Origin of the sequence: Acidovorax sp. MR-S7 (genome assembly GCF_000400995.2) — a bacterium.
GTDB lineage: Bacteria > Pseudomonadota > Gammaproteobacteria > Burkholderiales > Burkholderiaceae_C > MR-S7.
This window is the reverse complement of the sequence record NZ_DF238929.1, coordinates 19916-37025: the sequence shown is the minus strand read 5'-3', so window position 1 is coordinate 37025 and position 17110 is coordinate 19916. Positions and strand designations below refer to the sequence as shown.

The 17110-nt window shown below is 70.4% G+C and carries 17 protein-coding genes; 13 read left to right on the top strand and 4 right to left on the bottom strand.

What is annotated here, in order from left to right:
• Window positions 1–35: 35 nt before the first annotated feature.
• Both AVS7_RS12605 and AVS7_RS12600 read right to left on the bottom strand, forming a co-directional pair.
• A complete protein-coding gene (locus AVS7_RS12605; RefSeq protein WP_020228761.1) occupies window positions 36–671 on the bottom strand; it encodes an L-threonylcarbamoyladenylate synthase in 636 nt (211 codons plus the stop codon).
• Between the two features lie 8 nt (window positions 672–679).
• The gene (locus AVS7_RS12600; RefSeq protein WP_020228760.1) at window positions 680–1540 is read right to left on the bottom strand and encodes a 3',5'-nucleoside bisphosphate phosphatase; all 861 of its coding nucleotides are present in this window, start codon (window positions 1538–1540) and stop codon (window positions 680–682) included.
• A 165-nt stretch (window positions 1541–1705) separates the two neighbouring features.
• Here AVS7_RS12600 and AVS7_RS12595 point away from each other — a divergent pair, with 165 nt between their 5' ends.
• The gene (locus AVS7_RS12595) at window positions 1706–3484 is read left to right on the top strand and encodes a methyl-accepting chemotaxis protein (RefSeq protein WP_024001492.1); all 1779 of its coding nucleotides are present in this window, start codon (window positions 1706–1708) and stop codon (window positions 3482–3484) included.
• A gap of 56 nt (window positions 3485–3540) precedes the next feature.
• On the opposite strand, the gene recJ is transcribed toward AVS7_RS12595, so the two are convergent.
• Together recJ and AVS7_RS12585 are read right to left on the bottom strand one after the other, a co-directional pair.
• Complete coding sequence (recJ, locus tag AVS7_RS12590; protein WP_024001491.1) at window positions 3541–5247, bottom strand: single-stranded-DNA-specific exonuclease RecJ; 1707 nt, start codon at window positions 5245–5247, stop codon at window positions 3541–3543.
• A complete protein-coding gene (locus AVS7_RS12585) occupies window positions 5244–6170 on the bottom strand; it encodes a hypothetical protein (RefSeq protein WP_024001490.1) in 927 nt (308 codons plus the stop codon). Before AVS7_RS12585 ends, recJ begins: the two co-directional genes overlap by 4 nt.
• Window positions 6171–6220: 50 nt before the next feature.
• On the opposite strand from AVS7_RS12585, the gene AVS7_RS12580 reads away from it, so the two are divergent.
• The 12 genes from AVS7_RS12580 to AVS7_RS12525 all read left to right on the top strand — a co-directional run bounded on the left by AVS7_RS12580 (window position 6221) and on the right by AVS7_RS12525 (window position 17077).
• The gene (locus AVS7_RS12580) at window positions 6221–7474 is read left to right on the top strand and encodes a lipoprotein-releasing ABC transporter permease subunit (RefSeq protein WP_020228756.1); all 1254 of its coding nucleotides are present in this window, start codon (window positions 6221–6223) and stop codon (window positions 7472–7474) included.
• A 158-nt stretch (window positions 7475–7632) separates the two neighbouring features.
• Window positions 7633–8319 (top strand): lipoprotein-releasing ABC transporter ATP-binding protein LolD, encoded by a 687-nt coding sequence (gene lolD, locus AVS7_RS12575; protein WP_024001488.1) that lies wholly within the window; start codon window positions 7633–7635, stop codon window positions 8317–8319.
• A 123-nt stretch (window positions 8320–8442) separates the two neighbouring features.
• Window positions 8443–8724 carry a helix-turn-helix transcriptional regulator gene (locus AVS7_RS12570; RefSeq protein WP_020228754.1) on the top strand — a complete coding sequence of 94 codons (282 nt, stop codon included), beginning with the start codon at window positions 8443–8445 and terminating at the stop codon, window positions 8722–8724.
• 40 nt (window positions 8725–8764) lie between these two features.
• Window positions 8765–8962 carry a DUF2892 domain-containing protein gene (locus AVS7_RS12565; RefSeq protein ID WP_020228753.1) on the top strand — a complete coding sequence of 66 codons (198 nt, stop codon included), beginning with the start codon at window positions 8765–8767 and terminating at the stop codon, window positions 8960–8962.
• A gap of 36 nt (window positions 8963–8998) precedes the next feature.
• Window positions 8999–9820, top strand: coding sequence for a TatD family hydrolase (locus AVS7_RS12560; protein WP_020228752.1), 822 nt, complete (start codon window positions 8999–9001; stop codon window positions 9818–9820).
• A 66-nt stretch (window positions 9821–9886) separates the two neighbouring features.
• On the top strand, window positions 9887–10405 hold the full coding sequence (locus AVS7_RS12555) for a DNA-deoxyinosine glycosylase (protein WP_020228751.1): 519 nt from the start codon (window positions 9887–9889) through the stop codon (window positions 10403–10405).
• Window positions 10402–11169, top strand: coding sequence for a spermidine synthase (locus AVS7_RS12550; RefSeq protein ID WP_020228750.1), 768 nt, complete (start codon window positions 10402–10404; stop codon window positions 11167–11169). The genes AVS7_RS12555 and AVS7_RS12550 overlap by 4 nt, the downstream gene beginning before the upstream one ends.
• Window positions 11166–12932 (top strand): GspE/PulE family protein, encoded by a 1767-nt coding sequence (locus AVS7_RS12545; RefSeq protein WP_020228749.1) that lies wholly within the window; start codon window positions 11166–11168, stop codon window positions 12930–12932. The genes AVS7_RS12550 and AVS7_RS12545 overlap by 4 nt, the downstream gene beginning before the upstream one ends.
• A gap of 118 nt (window positions 12933–13050) precedes the next feature.
• Complete coding sequence (locus AVS7_RS12540) at window positions 13051–13539, top strand: tripartite tricarboxylate transporter TctB family protein (RefSeq protein WP_024001484.1); 489 nt, start codon at window positions 13051–13053, stop codon at window positions 13537–13539.
• 14 nt (window positions 13540–13553) lie between these two features.
• On the top strand, window positions 13554–15065 hold the full coding sequence (locus AVS7_RS12535; protein ID WP_024001483.1) for a tripartite tricarboxylate transporter permease: 1512 nt from the start codon (window positions 13554–13556) through the stop codon (window positions 15063–15065).
• Between the two features lie 253 nt (window positions 15066–15318).
• A complete protein-coding gene (locus AVS7_RS12530) occupies window positions 15319–16185 on the top strand; it encodes a DMT family transporter (RefSeq protein ID WP_020228746.1) in 867 nt (288 codons plus the stop codon).
• A gap of 79 nt (window positions 16186–16264) precedes the next feature.
• Complete coding sequence (locus AVS7_RS12525) at window positions 16265–17077, top strand: SDR family oxidoreductase (protein ID WP_020228745.1); 813 nt, start codon at window positions 16265–16267, stop codon at window positions 17075–17077.
• Window positions 17078–17110: the final 33 nt, after the last annotated feature.

The following is a 17110-nucleotide window of genomic DNA, read 5'->3' as shown; positions in this document are numbered from 1 at the left end:
GCGCTTGCTGGATAAGCGCTGGAGTCCGATTTGGCTTAAAGGCCCAGCGCCTGCAGGCTGCCGCGCCCCTCGCGCACCACCACCGGCTCGCCGCCCGTGCCCATGGGCGTGAGGTCCAGCACCGTGGTGGGTTCCAGGGGGCAGGCGCCGGCATCCACGATGCCGTCGACCAGGCGCTCGTAGCGCTCGCGGATGTCGTGCGGGTCGTTCAGGGGATCGGTCTCGCCCGCCGGGATCAGCGTGGTGGCCAGCAGCGGCGCGCCGTGCAGCTCCAGCAGCATCTGCAGGCCCTTGCGGTCGGGCACGCGCAGGCCGATGGTCTTGCGCTGCGGGTGGCTCACGCGGCGCGGCACTTCCTTGGTCGCGTCCAGGATGAAGGTGTAGGGCCCCGGCGTGGCCAGCTTGAGCAGGCGGTACTGCCGGTTGTCCACATGGGCGTAGCTGGCCAGCTCCGACAGGTCGCGGCACAGCAGCGTGAGGTGGTGCTTCTCGTCGATCTGGCGCACGCGGCGCAGCCGGTCCACGGCCTGCTTGTCGTCGAGCTGGCAGACCAGCGCGTAGCTGGAGTCGGTGGGCACGGCCAGCAGGCCGCCGCCGGCGAGCAGGCCGGCGGCCTGCTTGAGCAGGCGCGGCTGCGGGTTGTCGGGGTGGGCTTCGAAGTACTGGGCCATGGTGGGAACTATGCGCGCTGGATGCGTCCGGCCAGCTGCTCCCAGACGGGCGTGAGCCCCGAGGGCAGGGGCGGCAGGGCGCCCAGGTCGACGTGGGATTCGTCCGGGCTGTGGAAGTCGCTGCCGCGCGAGGCGGCCAGGCCGAATTCGCGCGCCATGGCGGCGTAGACGGGGTATTCGGCGGGCGTGTGGCTGCCGGTGACCACCTCCACGCCCAGGCCGCCGTGCTGCTTGAACTCGGTGAACAGCGCGTATTCCTCGTTGGCGCTGAACTTGTAGCGCGCGGGGTGGGCGATCACGGCCATGCCGCCCGCCTCGGTGATCCAGCGCACCGCATTGCCCAGCGTGGCCCAGCGGTGCGGCACGAAGCCGGGCTTGCCTTCGGTGAGATAGCGGCGAAAGACCTCCGCCGTGTCGTGGCAGGCGCCGGTTTCGACGAGAAAGCGCGCGAAGTGCGTGCGCGAGATCAGCTCCGGGTTGCCCGCGTAGCGCAGCGCGCCTTCGTAGGCGCCGGGGATGCCGGCCCCGGCCAGCTGGTGCGCGATCTCCTGCGCCCGCCCGCCGCGGCCGCCGCGCGTGTCGGCCAGTCCCTGCGCGAGCTGCGCGTCGTCGGCGTCGAAGCCCAGGCCCACGATGTGCACCGTGGTGTCGGCGAAGGTGACGGAGATCTCCACGCCCGTGAGGTAGTCCATGCCCAGCGCGTTCGCGGCGGCGGCGGCGCGGTGCTGGCCGCCGATCTCGTCGTGGTCGGTCAGCGCCCAGAGCGCGACGCCGCCCGCGTGGGCGCGCGCGGCCAGTTCCTCGGGGGTGAGGGTGCCGTCGGAGACGACGGAGTGGCAGTGCAGGTCGGCGTTCAGTGGGATGGTCACCGGGCCATTGTAGGACGCACCTTTTGACGGGGAGGGCGTTGTGGTTACGGCACGGAAGGCGCCGGGCGGCACAAGAATCTGTGAGGAAATGTGCGCAGGTGAGAAGCTACGCCCCCTCGCACCAACGGCTCTTTTCCCCTCTTTTTCCGCACAAGTGAACGCGCCATGAATCTCAACGATATGCCGGTCGCCCGCAAGCTGTGGGCCCTCATCCTGGGGCTGATGCTCTCCATGCTGGCGCTGCTGGGCGGCCTGCTGGCCTACCTGGTCCACCTCGACGACGAGGCCGCGCGCATCGTGCAGGCCAACGAGGACCGCATCAGCCTGGCCCTGCGCTGGAAGGGCCTGTCGGCGCTGGCCGTCGAGCAGGCCGTCATGGCGCTGCGGGTGCCCGACGAGGCCCTGGCCGAGCGCATGCGCCAGCAGTCCAAGGAGGGCATCCAGGCCATCAGCGCCGTCCAGAAGCAGATCGACGAGCGCGCCTTCACGGCGGAGGACCGCGCCCAGCTCGAGCGCGTGGCCGCCGCGCGCAAGCAGGTGCTGGAGTTCAACGCCGCCGGCGGCAAGGCGCGCGCCGACGGCGACTACGCCAGCGTGGTGGACATCGTGGACAGCAAGCTGCTGCCCGCCGTGGCCCGCTACGTGGGCGAGCAGGACGGCTACGTGCAGCTGCAGGAGCGCCAGCGCGACGCCGCCAAGCAGGACGCCCTGCAGCACCGCCACCGCGCGCTCTGGGTGGGGGCGGCCATCGCGTTGGCGGTGGTGCTCGTCGGCGTGGTGCTGGCGGGGCTCTTCGTGCGCTCGATCACGCGCTCGCTGGGGCGGGCCGTGGGTATGGCCGATGCCATCGCGGCGGGCGACCTGACGCAGGACGTGCACGACGAGCGCGGCGACGAGCTGGGCCACATGCTGCGCTCACTCTCGGCCATGGGCGCGCGGCTGCGCGGCGTGGTGAGCGAGGTGCGTTCGGGGGTGGAATCGGTCTCCTCCGCCTCCAGCGAGATCGCCACCGGCAATCAGGACCTGTCGGCGCGCACCGAGCAGACGGCCGCCAACCTGGAGGAGACGGCTGCCAGCATGGAAGAGCTCACCGCCACCGTCACCCAGTCGGCCGACACGGCGCGCCAGGCCAACCAGCTGGCCGCCAACGCCGCGCAGGCGGCCGAGCGCGGCGGCGACGTGGTGGGCCAGGTGGTGAGCAGCATGCAGCACATCACGGAGTCCAGCCGCAAGATCGCCGACATCATCGGCGTGATCGACGGCATCGCGTTCCAGACCAACATCCTGGCGCTCAACGCCGCCGTGGAAGCGGCGCGCGCGGGCGAGCAGGGCCGGGGCTTCGCGGTGGTGGCCGGCGAGGTGCGCAGCCTGGCGCAGCGCAGTGCGGAAGCAGCCAAGGAGATCAAGCAGCTCATCACCGCCAGCGTGGACAACGTGCAGGCCGGATCGGCCCAGGTGGAGCAGGCGGGCCAGAGCATGCACGACATCGTGCACAGCGTGCGCCGCGTGAGCGACCTGATCGGGGAGATCACCGCCTCTTCCACGGAGCAGCGCGACGGCATCTCGCAGGTGAACCAGGCCGTTGCCAACCTGGACCAGATGACGCAGCAGAACGCCGCGCTGGTGGAGCAATCCACCGCCGCGGCGGCCGCCATGCACGAGCAGGCGCAGCGGCTGGCGCAGGTAGTGTCGGTGTTCAACGTGGGCCATGTGGCCAGCGCCCCGCCCGCCGTGCGCCGGCCTGCGCCCGCGCCCGTGTCCGCGGCCCGGCCTGCGGTGGCCGCTGCGGCCAAGGCGCCCAGCGTTGGGACACCCCGCGTGACGACGCCCGGCGTGACGACGCCCGCCCGCAAGGCGCCGCCCAGGCCCGCGCAGGCGCAGTTGCCGGCCAAGGCCCCCGCCGCCGCGCCCGCGCAGGCGGACGGGGATTGGGAGAGCTTCTGAAAAGATAGCTGCCCGCGCTTGCCGGTCAAGCGCTGGAGCCTGATTTCACCAGGAAATCAGAACTCCACCCCTTCCACCAGGAACTGCACCCGCCGCTCGCCGCGCCACTCGTTCACGTCGAGCCGGAACGCCAGCAGCGCGCGCTCGGGCAGCGGCTCGGTGTGGCCGAACCAGATGGCGTCCACCGGCTGGCCCTGGTGCAGCAGCTTGAGCGACAGGTGGTTCTTGGCCTCGCCCACGAGGCGCTGGCTCAGCACCTGCACCTCCTCGCTGAAGGTGGGCGGCGCGAAGCCCTGGCCCCAGACCTCGCGGTGCAGCGTGTCCACGAGCTCGGCGCGGCAGTACTCGGGGGCCAGGGGGCCGTCGGTCTCCAGGCGGCGGGTGAGGGTGGCGGCGTCCAGCCATTCCTGCGCCACCTGGGCAAAGGCCTGCTCGAAGGTGGCGTAGTGTTCCGCCGCCACGGTGCAGCCGGCAGCCATGGCGTGGCCGCCGAACTTCAGCACCACGCCGGGGTGGCGCTTGACCACCAGGTCCAGCGCGTCGCGCAGGTGGAAGCCCGGGATGGAGCGGCCCGAGCCCTTGAGCTTGCCGCCTTCGCTGCTGGCCGCGAACACGAAGCTGGGGCGGTGCAGCTTGTCCTTGAGGCGCGAGGCGACGATGCCCACCACGCCTTCGTGGAAGTCCGGGTCGAACACGCTGATGGCGGGCGGCGGCGCGTCGCCCTCCTCGAACAGGCTCTCGGCCAGCAGCATGGCCTGCTCGCGCATGCCGCCCTCCAGCTCGCGGCGCTCGCGGTTGATGGCGTCGAGCTGGCGCGCGAGCTGGGCGGCGCGCGCGGGGTCGTCGGTCAGCAGGCACTCGATGCCGATGGTCATGTCCGCCAGGCGCCCCGCGGCGTTGATGCGGGGCCCCAGCGCGAAGCCGAAGTCGAAGGTGGTGGCCGCGGGCGCCTTGCGGCCGGCCGCGTCGAACAGCGCCTGGATGCCCGGCTGCATCTGGCCCGCGCGGATGCGCTTGAGGCCCTGGGCGACGAGGCGGCGGTTGTTGCAGTCCAGCCGCACCACGTCGGCCACGGTGCCCAGGGCGACCAGGGGCAGCAGCGGCTCCAGCCGGGGCTGGCTGGCCGCGTCGAACACGCCGCGCGCGCGCAGCTCGGCGCGCAGCTGCATGAGCACGTAGAACATGACGCCCACGCCGGCGATGGATTTGCTCTCGAACGTGCAGCCCGGCTGGTTGGGGTTGACGATGGCGTCGGCCTCGGGGAGTTGGGGGCCGGGCAGATGGTGGTCGGTGACGAGCACGGCCAGGCCCAGCGCCTTGGCCTCGGCCACGCCCTCGCAGCTGGCGATGCCGTTGTCCACGGTGATGAGGACTTGGGCGCCCTGTTGCGCCACGCGCCGCGCGATGGGTGGGGTGAGGCCGTAGCCGTCCACCACGCGGTCGGGTACGAGGTAGTCCACATGCCGCGCGCCCAGCAGCCGCAGGCCCCGCACGCCCACGGCGCAGGCGGTGGCGCCGTCGCAGTCGTAGTCGGCCACGATCATCAGGCGCTTGTCCAGGGCGATGGCGTCGGCCAGCAGCGCGGCGGCCTCGCGCGCGCCGCGCAGGGTGTGGGGCGGCAGCAGGCGGGCGAGGGCGTCGTCCAGCTCGTGCTGGCCGGTGATGCCGCGCGCAGCGTACAGGCGCGCCAGCAGCGGGTGCACGCCGGCCTGCTCCAGCGCCCAGGCGGCGCGGGGGGGAATGTCTCTAGCTACTATCTTCATAGCTGCTCGCGCAAGCTGGTAAAGCGCTGGGGCTTGAAAAGGCTTTGAATCTTCTGGCGCAGGCCGCGCGGGGCGGCGTGCCACGCCAGCGCGCCGCGCTCGCCGCAGAGCGTGAGCCGCGCCGTGCCGCCGGCGGCCACGTGCGCGGCCAGGCGGGCGACGGGGCCGGCGTCCAGCGCCTGCCAGGCGGCGGTCCAGGCGGGCCAGTCCTCGCGCAGCGCGGCGTCGCGCAGGGCGGTGGGCACTTCGGGCGGCGCCACGGGGGCGGGGGGCTGGGGCAGGGCGCCCGCGCCGTGCACCCAGAAGGCGTTGACGGGCGGCAGGCCCCGGGCGGCGCGCGCGTCGTTGAACGGGTGGGTGTAGAGCAGCATCTGCATCTCGCTGTGCAGGCGGTGGACCAGCCGGGCCTGGCCTGCATCAGGCAGCCAGGCGCGCACGTCGCGCTGCACCACGCGGTCGAGCGAGGCGGTGGCGAGGCCCTCGAACACCGCGCCGCGCGCCAGCCAGCGCGTGGGCTGGTCGTAGGCGAGCGTGATGCCGTCCTCGGCGAACCAGGGCGCCAGGATGGCGAGCAGCGCGCGCGAGTCGGCCTCGTCCAGCCGCAGGGCGGCCGGGTCGGTCAGCGTCACGTGGTCGGCGCCCACGTGCCACTGGCAGGGCGTGATGAAGGCCCAGGCGCCGTCCTGGCGCCGGGCGTGCCAGGCGGCCCAGGGCGTGGGGGCGCCGGGCAGGTTCAGATGGCGGGCCAGGGCGCGCTCGTGGGGCGGGGCGAAATCGGTTTCTTCTCCGGCGTCGGCCTCCAGGGGCGTGAGGCGCGCGAGCAGCGCGTCCAGGTGGGGCAGGGCGAGGCGCTGCATCGCCTGCGCGCATCCCTCGGCATGGCTCGCGGCCAGGGGGATGAGCAAATGGGGAGTGTCCGACATGGGGCCTATTGTCCCGGATGCCACAATCCGGCACCCCTCTTTCCCTCACCATGCAAATTCCCTACGAACTGGCCCTGGGCTGGCGCTACACCCGGGCGGGCCGCGCCACGCGGCGCAATGGCTTCATCTCCTTCATCTCGGGCGTGTCCATGCTGGGCATCGCGCTCGGCGTGGCGGCGCTCATCATCGTGCTGTCGGTGATGAACGGTTTCCAGAAGGAGGTGCGCGACCGCATGCTCTCCGTGGTTTCGCACGTCGAGATCTTCGCGCCCGACGGCGCGGCCCTGCCCGACCTGCAGCGCACGCTGGCCGAGGCGCGCGCCAACCCCAACGTGGTGGGCGCGGCGCCGTTCGTTGCCTCGCAGGCGCTGCTGGCGCGCGGCGAGGACATGAAGGGTGCGCTGGTGCGCGGCATCGACCCGCTGCGCGAGGGCGAGGTGACCGACCTCGCGGCCGAGAACGTAGAGGGCCTCAAGGCCCTGGTGCCGGGCGAGTTCCGCGTGGTGCTGGGCAGCGAGCTGGCGCGCCAGCTCGGCGTGCGCGCGGGCGACGCGGTGACGCTGATCGCCCCGGCCGGCCAGGTCACGCCCGCGGGCGTGGTGCCGCGCCTCAAGCAGATGACGGTGGCGGGCACGTTCAATTCCGGCCACTACGAATATGACTCGGCCCTGGTGCTGCTGCACCACGAGGACGCCGAGCGCATCTTCCGCCTGGAGGGGCCGACCGGCGTGCGCCTGAAACTGCGCGACCTGCATGCCGCGCCCGAGGTCACGCAGCAGCTCGCGCACAGCCTCTCGGGCCACCTGCTGATCCGCGACTGGACGCAGCAGAACAAGACCTGGTTCGCCGCCGTGCAGCTCGAAAAACGCATGATGTTCATCATCCTCACGCTCATCGTCGCGGTGGCGGCGTTCAACCTCGTCTCCACGCTGGTGATGACGGTGCAGGACAAGCGCGCGGACATCGCCATCCTGCGCACACTGGGCGCGAGCCCCGGCAGCATCATGGGCGTGTTCGTGGTGCAGGGCGCGATGGTGGGCGTGATCGGCACGCTGGCCGGGCTCCTGCTGGGGCTGGGGATCGCCCACAACATAGACGTGATCGTGCCCGCCATCGAGCGGCTGCTGCACACCACCTTCCTGCCCAAAGATATTTATCTCATCAGCCGCATGCCCAGCGACCCGCAAAGCCGTGACATCGTGCCCATCGCCGTCATCTCCCTGATCCTGGCCTTCGTGGCCACGCTGTACCCGAGCTGGCGCGCCAGCCGCGTGAACCCCGCGGAGGCGCTGCGGTATGAGTGACACCCCCCTGAGGCGCTTCGCGCCTTCCCCCCTCTCTCTGCGCGCTTCGCGCTCCGGGAGGGGGGACGCCGCCAGCGCGGCGGGGCGGCCCTTGCGCGGCTGCCCTCGCCTGGGTTGCGCCGGTTTCATGCCTTGTGGGCAGCGCACGGATCACTGAAATGAACACTGTGAAAAACGATGTGGTTTTGCAGGCCCAGGGCCTGTCCAAGCGCTTCACCGAAGGGCGGCTCGACGTGAGCGTGCTCAAGAGCGTGGACCTGCAGGTGCGTGCGGGCGAGACGCTCGCCATCGTGGGCGCATCGGGCTCGGGCAAGAGCACGCTGCTGCACCTGCTGGGCGGGCTCGATGCGCCGAGCAGCGGCACCGTCACGCTCAAGGGCCAGGACCTGCATACGCTCTCGCCCGCGCAGCAGGGGCAGCTGCGCAACGCGCACCTGGGCTTCATCTACCAGTTCCACCACCTGCTGCCCGAGTTCAGCGCGCAGGACAACGTGGCCATGCCGCTGCGCATCCGCCGCGAGCCCTATGCGCAATGCATCGAGCGCGCCGTGCGCATGCTGCAGGCCGTGGGCCTGGGCGAGCGCGTGCACCACCGCCCGGCCGAGCTGTCCGGCGGCGAGCGCCAGCGCGTGGCGATCGCGCGCGCGCTGGTCACCGAGCCTGCCTGCGTGCTGGCCGACGAACCCACCGGCAACCTGGACCGCGCCACGGCCGACGGCGTGTTCCAGCTCATGCTGCGCCTGGCACGCGAGCGCGGCACGGCCTTCGTGATGGTGACGCACGACGAGTCGCTGGCGGCGCGCTGCGACCGCGTGGTGCGGCTGGTGTCCGGCGTGCTGGGATAAGCGGTCCACAACGGCGCGGGGCGCCGTTTGACTTTTTGTTTAGAAAAAACTAAATTAGTAAAAGTTAATTTAGATTTTTCGCAACAAGGAGCGCCGGTGGCCACAGCTTCCGACCGGGAATTCATGCAACAGGGCGCGGCCCGCGCGGCGGCACTGCTGCGCGTCGTCGGCAACGAGCACCGGCTGCTGGTGCTGTGCCTGCTCATCGAGCTGGGCGAGGCCTCGGTCGGCACGCTGCTGGAGCAGGTGGAGTTGAGCCAGTCGGCGCTGTCGCAGCACCTGGCGCGCATGCGCCACGAAGGGCTGGTGGCCTTCCGGCGCGACGCGCAAACCCTCTACTACCGCATCGCCGACCCGGCGGTGGAACAGCTCGTCGCCGCGCTCAAGGCCATCTTCTGTCCCTGAGACGCCCGGTCCCCCGTTTTTTCATCAAAGGAGTGTTGTCATGAAATGCAATGTCGGAGGAATCGACCGCGGCCTGCGCATCGCCGTGGGCCTGGTGCTGATCGCCCTGGCGGCCACGGGCACCGTGGGCTGGTGGGGCTGGCTGGGCGTGGTGCCCCTGCTGACCGGGGCCATTGGCAACTGCCCGGCCTACTCGCTGCTGGGCATCAAGACCTGCCGCGTGTCCAAGACCGACTGACAGATCCCCCGCCGGCGCGCTGGCATCATGCGCCGGATGGAATGCTGGATCGACACCCACTGCCACCTCGACGCCCCCGAGTTCGCGCCCGACCGCGACGCCGTGCGCGCCGCAGCGCGGGCGGCCGGGGTGGCGCATTGCGTATTGCCCGCGGTGGAGCTTTCCAACCTGCAGGCCGTGCGCGCGCTGGCGCACCGGCATGGCGACAGCTACGCGCTGGGCATCCACCCCCTGTTCACCGGCCAAGCGGGCGAGGGCGACCTGGATCTGCTGGCGCAGGCGCTGCAGGACCACTGCGGCGACCCGCACCTCGTGGCCGTCGGCGAGATCGGCCTCGACTATTTCGTGCAGGGGCTGGACGCCGCGCGGCAGGAGCGCTTCTACCGCGCCCAGCTGCAGATCGCGCGCCGCTTCGACCTGCCGGTGATCCTGCACGTGCGCCGCTCGGCCGACCGGCTGCTCAAGGGCCTGCGCGAGCTGCCCGTGCGCGGCGGCATCGCCCACGCCTTCAACGGCAGCCTGCAGCAGGCGCAGGCGTTCATCGGCATGGGCTTCAAGCTGGGCTTCGGCGGCGCCGTCACCTTCGACCGCGCGCTGCAGCTGCGCCGCCTGGCCACCGAGCTGCCGCTGGATGCGCTGGTGCTGGAAACCGACGCGCCCGACATCCCGCCCCACTGGCTCTACGTGACCGCCGCCGAGCGCGCGGCCGGCCGCCCGCCTGCGCGCAACAGCCCGGCCGAGCTGCCGCGCATCGGCGCCGTGGTGGCGGGCCTGCGCGGCATCGCGGTGGAGGAGCTGGCTCGCGCATGCCGCGACAATGCCCGCACCGCGCTGCCCCGGCTGGCCGGAAGAATATGAGTGTTTTCGGCCTCCAGCGCTTGATGGACAAGCGCAAGAAGCTATTCAATTGATAGTATTCATCCCATGAACGCACCCTTTGAGCCGCGCCTCGTGGGCCTGCCGCCCGTGGTGGGCGAGGGCACGCGCGTGCTGCTGCTGGGCAGCTTTCCCGGCGTGGCCTCGCTGCGCGCGCAGCAGTACTACGGTCATCCGCAGAACCACTTCTGGCGCATCCTCGCGGCGCTGTGGCCGCAGCACCCGCTGCCCGCCGACTACGCCGGCCGCTGCGGCTGGGTGCTGGCGCGCGGGCTGGGGATATGGGACGTGTACGCTGCCTGCGAGCGCGAGGGCAGCCTGGACACCAGCATCCGCAATGCCCGCGTCAACGACTTCCAGGGCCTGCTGGCGCGCGCGCCGCACCTGGCGGCCGTCGCCCACAATGGCGGCGAGAGCTTCCGCCACGCGAAGGCCGTGCGTGCCAGCCTGGGGGTGGAGATCCCCTCGCTGCGCCTGCCCTCCACCAGCCCGGCCAACGCGTCGTGGAGCTTCGAGAAAAAACTGAACGCCTGGCACGAGGCCATGGCACGCTTTGGACTGACGTGATCCGCAAGAAATCCCCCACCGCCGAACTGCCCGAAGTCAGCGTCTCCGACGATGGCGAGGTGCGCCACCTGCACCTGGGCACGCCCTGGATCCAGGGCTCCATGCGCATCGACGATCCCTTTGCCCTCGAACTCGAATACGTGCAGCGCATGATGGCCTGGCTGCTGTTCGTGGAGCCAGCCAGCGTCGCGAAGCGCCACGCCATGCAGCTCGGCCTGGGCGCGGGCGCCATCACCAAGTTCTGCCGCAAGAAGCTGCGCATGTGCTGCACCGTGGTGGAGCTGAACCCGCGCGTGGAGGCCGTCTGCCGCGCCTGGTTCAAGCTGCCGCCTGACGGCCCCATGCAGCGCGTGGTGCTGGCCGACGCGGCGCAGGAGATCCAGAAACCCGAGTGGCACGGCACGGTGGATGCGCTGGCCGTCGACCTCTACGACCACGAGGCCGCCGCGCCCGTGCTCGACAGCGCCGGCTTCTATGCCGACTGCCGCGCGCTGCTGACCGAGGAGGGCTGCATGACCGTGAACCTCTTCGGCCGCTCGTCGAGCTACGAGCGCAGCCTGGCGCGCATGGCCGAGGCCTTCGGCGAGGACGCGCTCTGGGCCTTCAAACCCACGCGCGAGGGCAACACCGTGGTGCTGGCCCAGCGCACGCCCACGCGCCCGAAGCGCGCCGAGCTGCTGGCGCGGGCTGAAGGCCTGCAGGCCCGCTGGGACCTGCCCGCGCCCAAGTGGCTGCGCGGGTTCAAGCCGGTCGCCAAGCCATGAAGACGCCGCAGGCCCCGTCCGGCCCGCTGGAGTGGCGCGGCATCGTGGACTGGCTGCGCGCCGACGGCGTGGTCAGCGCCGAGCAGGCGCAGCGCACCATCGCACGCTGCTCGCAGGCCGAGAGCAGCCAGCACCCGCTGGTGCGCCTGGGCAACGTGGCCATGGTGCGCGCCAGCGACGGCAAGCCGCTGGACGTGGACATGCTCACCGAATACGTGGCGCGGCGTTGCGGCCTGGACTTCCTGCGCATCGACCCGCTCAAGGTGGACGTGGGCCGCGTGGCCGACGCCATGAGCGCCAGCTATGCCGAGCGCCACAAGGTGCTGCCCGTGCAGGTTTCGTCCAAGGAGGTGGTGGTGGCCACGGCCGAGCCCTTCCTGTACGACTGGGTGGAAGAGGTGGAGCGCCAGGCCAGGCGCACGGTGCGCCGCGTCATGGCCAACCCGCAGGACATCACGCGCTTCACGGCGGAGTTCTATGCGCTGGCCAAGTCGGTGCGCGCCGCGCAGAAGTCCGGCGGCAGCGCTGGCGGCAACAGCTTCGAGCAGCTGGTGGAGCTGGGCAAGAGCAACAAGCAGCTCGACGCCAACGACCAGGGCGTGGTCAAGGTGGTGGACTGGCTGTGGCAGTACGCCTTCGACCAGCGCGCGAGCGACATCCACCTGGAGCCGCGGCGCGAGCAGGGCGTGATCCGCTTTCGCATCGACGGCGTGCTGCACGCCGTCTACCAGATGCCCATGGGCGTGCTCAACGCCATGGTGGCGCGCGTGAAGCTGCTGGGCCGCATGGACGTGGTGGAAAGGCGCCGCCCGCAGGACGGCCGCATCAAGACCCGCAACCCGCGCGGCGACGAGGTGGAAATGCGCCTGTCCACGCTGCCCACGGCCTTCGGCGAGAAGATGGTGATGCGCATCTTCGACCCCGACAACGCCGTCAAGGACCTGGACGCGCTGGGCTTCTCGCCGCACGACGCGCAGCGCTGGGAGTCGCTCGTCAAGCGGCCGCACGGCATCATCCTCGTGACCGGCCCCACGGGCTCGGGCAAGACCACCACGCTCTATTCCACCCTCAAGCGCGTGGCCACCGAGGAGGTCAACGTGAGCACGGTGGAAGACCCGATCGAGATGATCGAGCCCAGCTTCAACCAGACCCAGGTGCAGCCGCAGCTCGACTTCAACTTCGCCGAGGGGCTGCGCGCGCTCATGCGCCAGGACCCGGACATCATCATGGTCGGCGAGATCCGCGACCTCGCCACCGCCGACATGGCCGTGCAGGCCGCGCTCACCGGCCACCTGGTCTTCAGCACCCTGCACACGAACGACGCGCCCAGCGCCGTCACGCGCCTCATGGAGCTGGGCGTGCCGCCCTACCTCATCAACGCCACGGTGCTGGGCGTGCTGGCGCAGCGCCTGGTGCGCACGCTGTGCAAGCACTGCCGCCAGATGGACGAGGCAGCCGACCCCGCGGCGCTGGCCGACCTGATCCGCCCCTGGAAGATCAACGGCGGCTACCGCGCCTACCGGCCCGTGGGCTGCGTGGAATGCCGCATGACGGGCTTTCGCGGCCGCATGGGCCTGTACGAACTGCTCACCGTGACCGAGGCCCTCAAGGCCCAGGTGAACCAGTCCCCCTCCATCGACGCGCTGCGCCGCCAGGCCGTGCAGGACGGCATGCGCCCCTTGCGCCTGGCCGGCGCGCTGCGCGCGGCCGAGGGCGTGACCACGCTCGAAGAAGTCATCGCCGCCACGCCGCCGCTGGAGTGACGCGGCGGCCTGCGCATGCCATAGGGGAAACCCCGCACGGGACTGTAGGTGGAATCCACACAGAGGGGCGGCATGCCGCGCCCGACAATCGTCCGTCGGTTTCTTTTAGGAGACATTCGTGAAAATCAAGAGTCATAAAGACTTCTTTGCAGGCCTGATGTTCCTGGCCGTGGGAGGTGGGTTCGCCTGGGGCGCCACCACCTACAGCGTGGGAACGGGCGCCCGCATGGGCCCCGGCTACTTCCCGCTGATGCTGGGCGTCCTGCTGGCCATCATCGGCGCCGTCATCATGTTCAAGGCCACCGTGGTCGAGACCGTGGACGGCGATCCGATCGGCAAGTGGGCCTGGAAGCAGATCGTGTTCATCATCGGCGCCAACCTGCTGTTCGGCGTGCTGCTCGCGGGCCTGCCCAGCTTCGGCATCCCGGCCATGGGCCTGATCGTGGCGATTTATGGGCTGACCTTCGTGGCCAGCCTCGCAGGCAGCCAGTTCAACTTCAAGGAAGTGTTCGTCCTGGCGACCATCCTGGCTGCTGGCAGCTACGGGGCTTTCGTGTGGGCGCTGAATCTGCAGTTCCCTGTCTGGCCCAGCTTCATCGTGGGTTGAGTGGAGACTAGACCATGGAATTGTTCGAACACCTCTCGATGGGTTTTGGCGTCGCGTTTACGTTCCAGAACCTGATCTACTGCTTCATCGGCTGTCTGCTGGGCACGCTGATCGGCGTGCTGCCCGGCGTGGGCCCCGTGGCGACCATCGCCATGCTGCTGCCGGCCACCTACGCGCTGCCGCCCGTGGCCGCGCTGATCATGCTGGCCGGCATCTACTACGGCGCGCAGTACGGCGGCTCCACCACCGCCATCCTGGTGAACCTGCCGGGCGAATCGTCCTCGGTGGTGACCGTGATCGACGGCTACCAGATGGCGCGCAAGGGCCGTGCAGGCCCCGCGCTCGCGGCCGCCGGCATCGGCTCGTTCTTCGCGGGCTGCGTGGGCACCATCATCCTGGCCGCCTTCGCCCCGCCGCTGACCGAAGTGGCCTTCAAGTTCGGCCCCGCCGAATACTTCTCGCTGATGGTGCTGGGCCTGATCGGCGCCGTGGTGCTGGCCTCGGGCTCGCTGCTCAAGGCCGTGGGCATGATCGTGCTGGGCCTGCTGCTGGGCCTGGTGGGCACGGACGTGAACTCCGGCGTGGCGCGCTACAGCTTCGACATCCCCGAACTGACCGACGGCATCAACTTCGTCGTGATCGCCATGGGCGTGTTCGGCTACGGTGAAATCATCGCCAACCTGTCCAAGCCCGACGACGAGCGCGAGGTGTTCACCGCCAAGGTGCAGGGCCTGTTCCCCACGGCTGAGGACTTCAAGCGCATGTTCCCCGCCATGCTGCGCGGCACGGCGCTGGGCTCTTCGCTGGGCATCCTGCCCGGCGGCGGCGCGCTGCTGTCGGCCTTCGCGGCCTACACCATCGAGAAGAAGACCAAGCTCAAGCCCGGCGAAGTGCCGTTCGGCCAGGGCAACATCCGCGGCGTGGCGGCGCCCGAGTCGGCCAACAACGCCGGTTCGCAGACCTCCTTCATTCCGCTGCTGACGCTGGGCATCCCGCCCAACGCCGTGATGGCGCTGATGGTGGGCGCCATGACCATCCACAACATCCAGCCGGGCCCGCAGGTGATGACCAGCAACCCCGAGCTGTTCTGGGGCCTGATCGCCTCGATGTGGATCGGCAACCTGATGCTGGTGGTTCTGAACCTGCCGCTGATCGGCATGTGGATCAAGCTGCTGACCGTGCCCTACCGCTGGCTGTTCCCGTCCATCGTGCTGTTCTGCGCGATCGGCGTGTACTCCACCAACAACAACACCTTCGACGTGTGGCTGGTGGGTATTTTCGGCTTCATCGGCTACCTGTTCTACAAGCTGGGCGTGGAGCCTGCGCCTCTGCTGCTGGGCTTCATCCTGGGGCCGATGATGGAAGAGAACCTGCGCCGTGCGCTGCTGCTCTCGCGCGGCGACTGGAGCGTGTTCGTCACGCGTCCCATCTCCGCCGGCCTGCTGGCTGCCGCGGCACTGCTGCTGGTCATCGTGCTGCTGCCCGCGGTGAGCAAGAAGCGGGAAGAGGCCTTCGTCGAGGATTGACGCACGCGCCACGCGGGCCTTCGCGGCCCGCGCAACCGGCCGGCCAGGGGCAACCCTGACCGGCCTTTTTTTGCTTCCAAAAAAGTAGCTGCTTGTGGTTGCCCTGCAAGGGTTGCGGGCCGATTGGGCTCCAAAGCCGGATAATCGCCGTTTGCGTTCTCTCCGGTGGCCTGTGTCCGAGGCCGCCGCTTCTTTCGTGCCACCAACTTCCTCTGCACCCGCGCCTGCGTCCGGCAAGCCCCTGGCGGCCGGCATGGCGCTGGCCGTCTTCGGGGCCATCGCCTTCAGCGGCAAGGCGATCATCGTCAAGCTCGCCTACCGCTATGGCGTGGACGCGGTGACGCTCATCATGTACCGCATGCTGTTCGCGCTGCCCATCTTCGCCGCCATGGCGTGGTGGGCCAGCCGCGGCCGGGCGCCGCTCACGCGGCGCGACTGGCTGGGCGTGGCGGGGCTGGGCGTGTCGGGCTACTACCTGGCCAGCTTCCTGGATTTCGCGGGGCTGGCCTACATCAGCGCCAGCCTGGAGCGGCTGATCCAGTACCTCACCCCCACATTGGTGCTGCTGCTGGGCTGGCTGTTCTACGGCCGGGGGCCGCGCTGGGGGCAGGTGCTGGGCATGGGCATCGGCTATGCGGGCGTGCTGCTGGTCTTCGGACGCGAGGCCAGCCTGCAGGGGCCCGACGTGGCATGGGGCGTGCTATTGGTGTTCCTGTCGGCGCTGAGCTACGCGGTCTACCTGGTCTACAGCGGCGAGATGGTGCGGCGCCTGGGCGCACTGCGCCTCGTGGGGCTGGCGACCAGCGTGGCGTGCCTGTGCTGCCTGCTGCAGTTCATCGTGCTGCGTCCGCTGGCCGCAGCCGTGGTGGCGCCCGAGGTGTTGTGGCTGTCGCTGCTCAACGCCACGCTGTGCACGGCCGCGCCGGTGCTGATGGTGATGATGGCCATCGAGCGCATCGGCGCAGGCATGGCGGCGCAGGCCAGCATGGTCGGGCCGCTGTCCACGATCTTCATGGGCGTGTGGCTGCTCGATGAGCCGTTCACGCCCTGGATCGCGGCGGGCACGGGGCTGGTCCTCGTGGGCATCTTCGTGTTCACGCGCATGGCCCGGCCCCGGTAGGGCTGCGGCGGGCGCCGCAGTCCACTATGATCGTTTCAAACTGTTAACTAGACTCCAGGGGAGTCTTCAGGAGCAAGGCATGGATCTGGGCATCTCCGGAAAGTGGGCGCTGGTCTGCGGCGCCAGCAAGGGGCTGGGGCGCGGCTGCGCCGAGGCGCTGGTGCGCGAGGGCGTGAACCTGGTGGTCAATGCGCGCAGCGCCGATGCGCTGCAGCAGACCGCGGCGCAACTGCGCGAAGAAGGCGCGCGCGCCGCGGGCGCGGCGCCGCAGGTGATCGCCGTGGCGGCCGACATCACCACGCCCGAGGGGCGCGCGGCCGTGTTCGGCGCGGCGGGCGGACCGGGCAAGGACTTCGATATCGTGGTCACCAACGCGGGCGGCCCGCCGCCGGGCGATTTCCGCGACTGGGACCGCGACGCCTGGGTGCGCGCCGTGGACGCCAACATGCTCACCCCCATCGAGCTCATCCGCGCCACGGTGGACGGCATGGCCGCGCGCGGCTTTGGGCGCATCGTCAACATCACCTCTAGCGCGGTGAAGGCGCCCATCGACATCCTGGGCCTGTCCAACGGCGCGCGCAGCGGGCTGACCGGCTTCGTGGCTGGCGCGGCGCGCAGCAGCATCGCCGCACGTGGCGTCACCATCAACAACCTGCTGCCGGGCCGGTTCGACACCGACCGCCTGGTCGGCACCATCAACGCCGCGGCGGCCAAGACCGGCAAGAGCGTGGAGGAGGTGCGCCGCATGCAGCAGGCCGCGATACCGGCAGGGCGCTACGGCACGCCGCAGGAGTTCGGCGCCATCTGCGCGTTCCTCTGCAGCGTGCAGGCCGGCTACATGACGGGGCAGAACGTGCTGGCCGACGGCGGGGCCTATCCCGGCACGTTCTGAGCGAAGGCGCGCGCAGGTGCTGAAGGGGCTCTC

Coding starts and splice junctions, on each gene's coding strand:
- AVS7_RS12605 (WP_020228761.1), bottom strand. CDS start 671: ATGGCCCAGTACTTCGAAGCCCACCCCGACAACCCGCAGCCGCGCCTG.
- AVS7_RS12595 (WP_024001492.1), top strand. CDS start 1,706: ATGAATCTCAACGATATGCCGGTCGCCCGCAAGCTGTGGGCCCTCATC.
- recJ (WP_024001491.1), bottom strand. CDS start 5,247: ATGAAGATAGTAGCTAGAGACATTCCCCCCCGCGCCGCCTGGGCGCTG.
- AVS7_RS12585 (WP_024001490.1), bottom strand. CDS start 6,170: ATGTCGGACACTCCCCATTTGCTCATCCCCCTGGCCGCGAGCCATGCC.
- AVS7_RS12580 (WP_020228756.1), top strand. CDS start 6,221: ATGCAAATTCCCTACGAACTGGCCCTGGGCTGGCGCTACACCCGGGCG.
- lolD (WP_024001488.1), top strand. CDS start 7,633: ATGAACACTGTGAAAAACGATGTGGTTTTGCAGGCCCAGGGCCTGTCC.
- AVS7_RS12570 (WP_020228754.1), top strand. CDS start 8,443: ATGCAACAGGGCGCGGCCCGCGCGGCGGCACTGCTGCGCGTCGTCGGC.
- AVS7_RS12565 (WP_020228753.1), top strand. CDS start 8,765: ATGAAATGCAATGTCGGAGGAATCGACCGCGGCCTGCGCATCGCCGTG.
- AVS7_RS12560 (WP_020228752.1), top strand. CDS start 8,999: ATGGAATGCTGGATCGACACCCACTGCCACCTCGACGCCCCCGAGTTC.
- AVS7_RS12555 (WP_020228751.1), top strand. CDS start 9,887: ATGAACGCACCCTTTGAGCCGCGCCTCGTGGGCCTGCCGCCCGTGGTG.
- AVS7_RS12545 (WP_020228749.1), top strand. CDS start 11,166: ATGAAGACGCCGCAGGCCCCGTCCGGCCCGCTGGAGTGGCGCGGCATC.
- AVS7_RS12535 (WP_024001483.1), top strand. CDS start 13,554: ATGGAATTGTTCGAACACCTCTCGATGGGTTTTGGCGTCGCGTTTACG.
- AVS7_RS12530 (WP_020228746.1), top strand. CDS start 15,319: ATGGCGCTGGCCGTCTTCGGGGCCATCGCCTTCAGCGGCAAGGCGATC.
- AVS7_RS12525 (WP_020228745.1), top strand. CDS start 16,265: ATGGATCTGGGCATCTCCGGAAAGTGGGCGCTGGTCTGCGGCGCCAGC.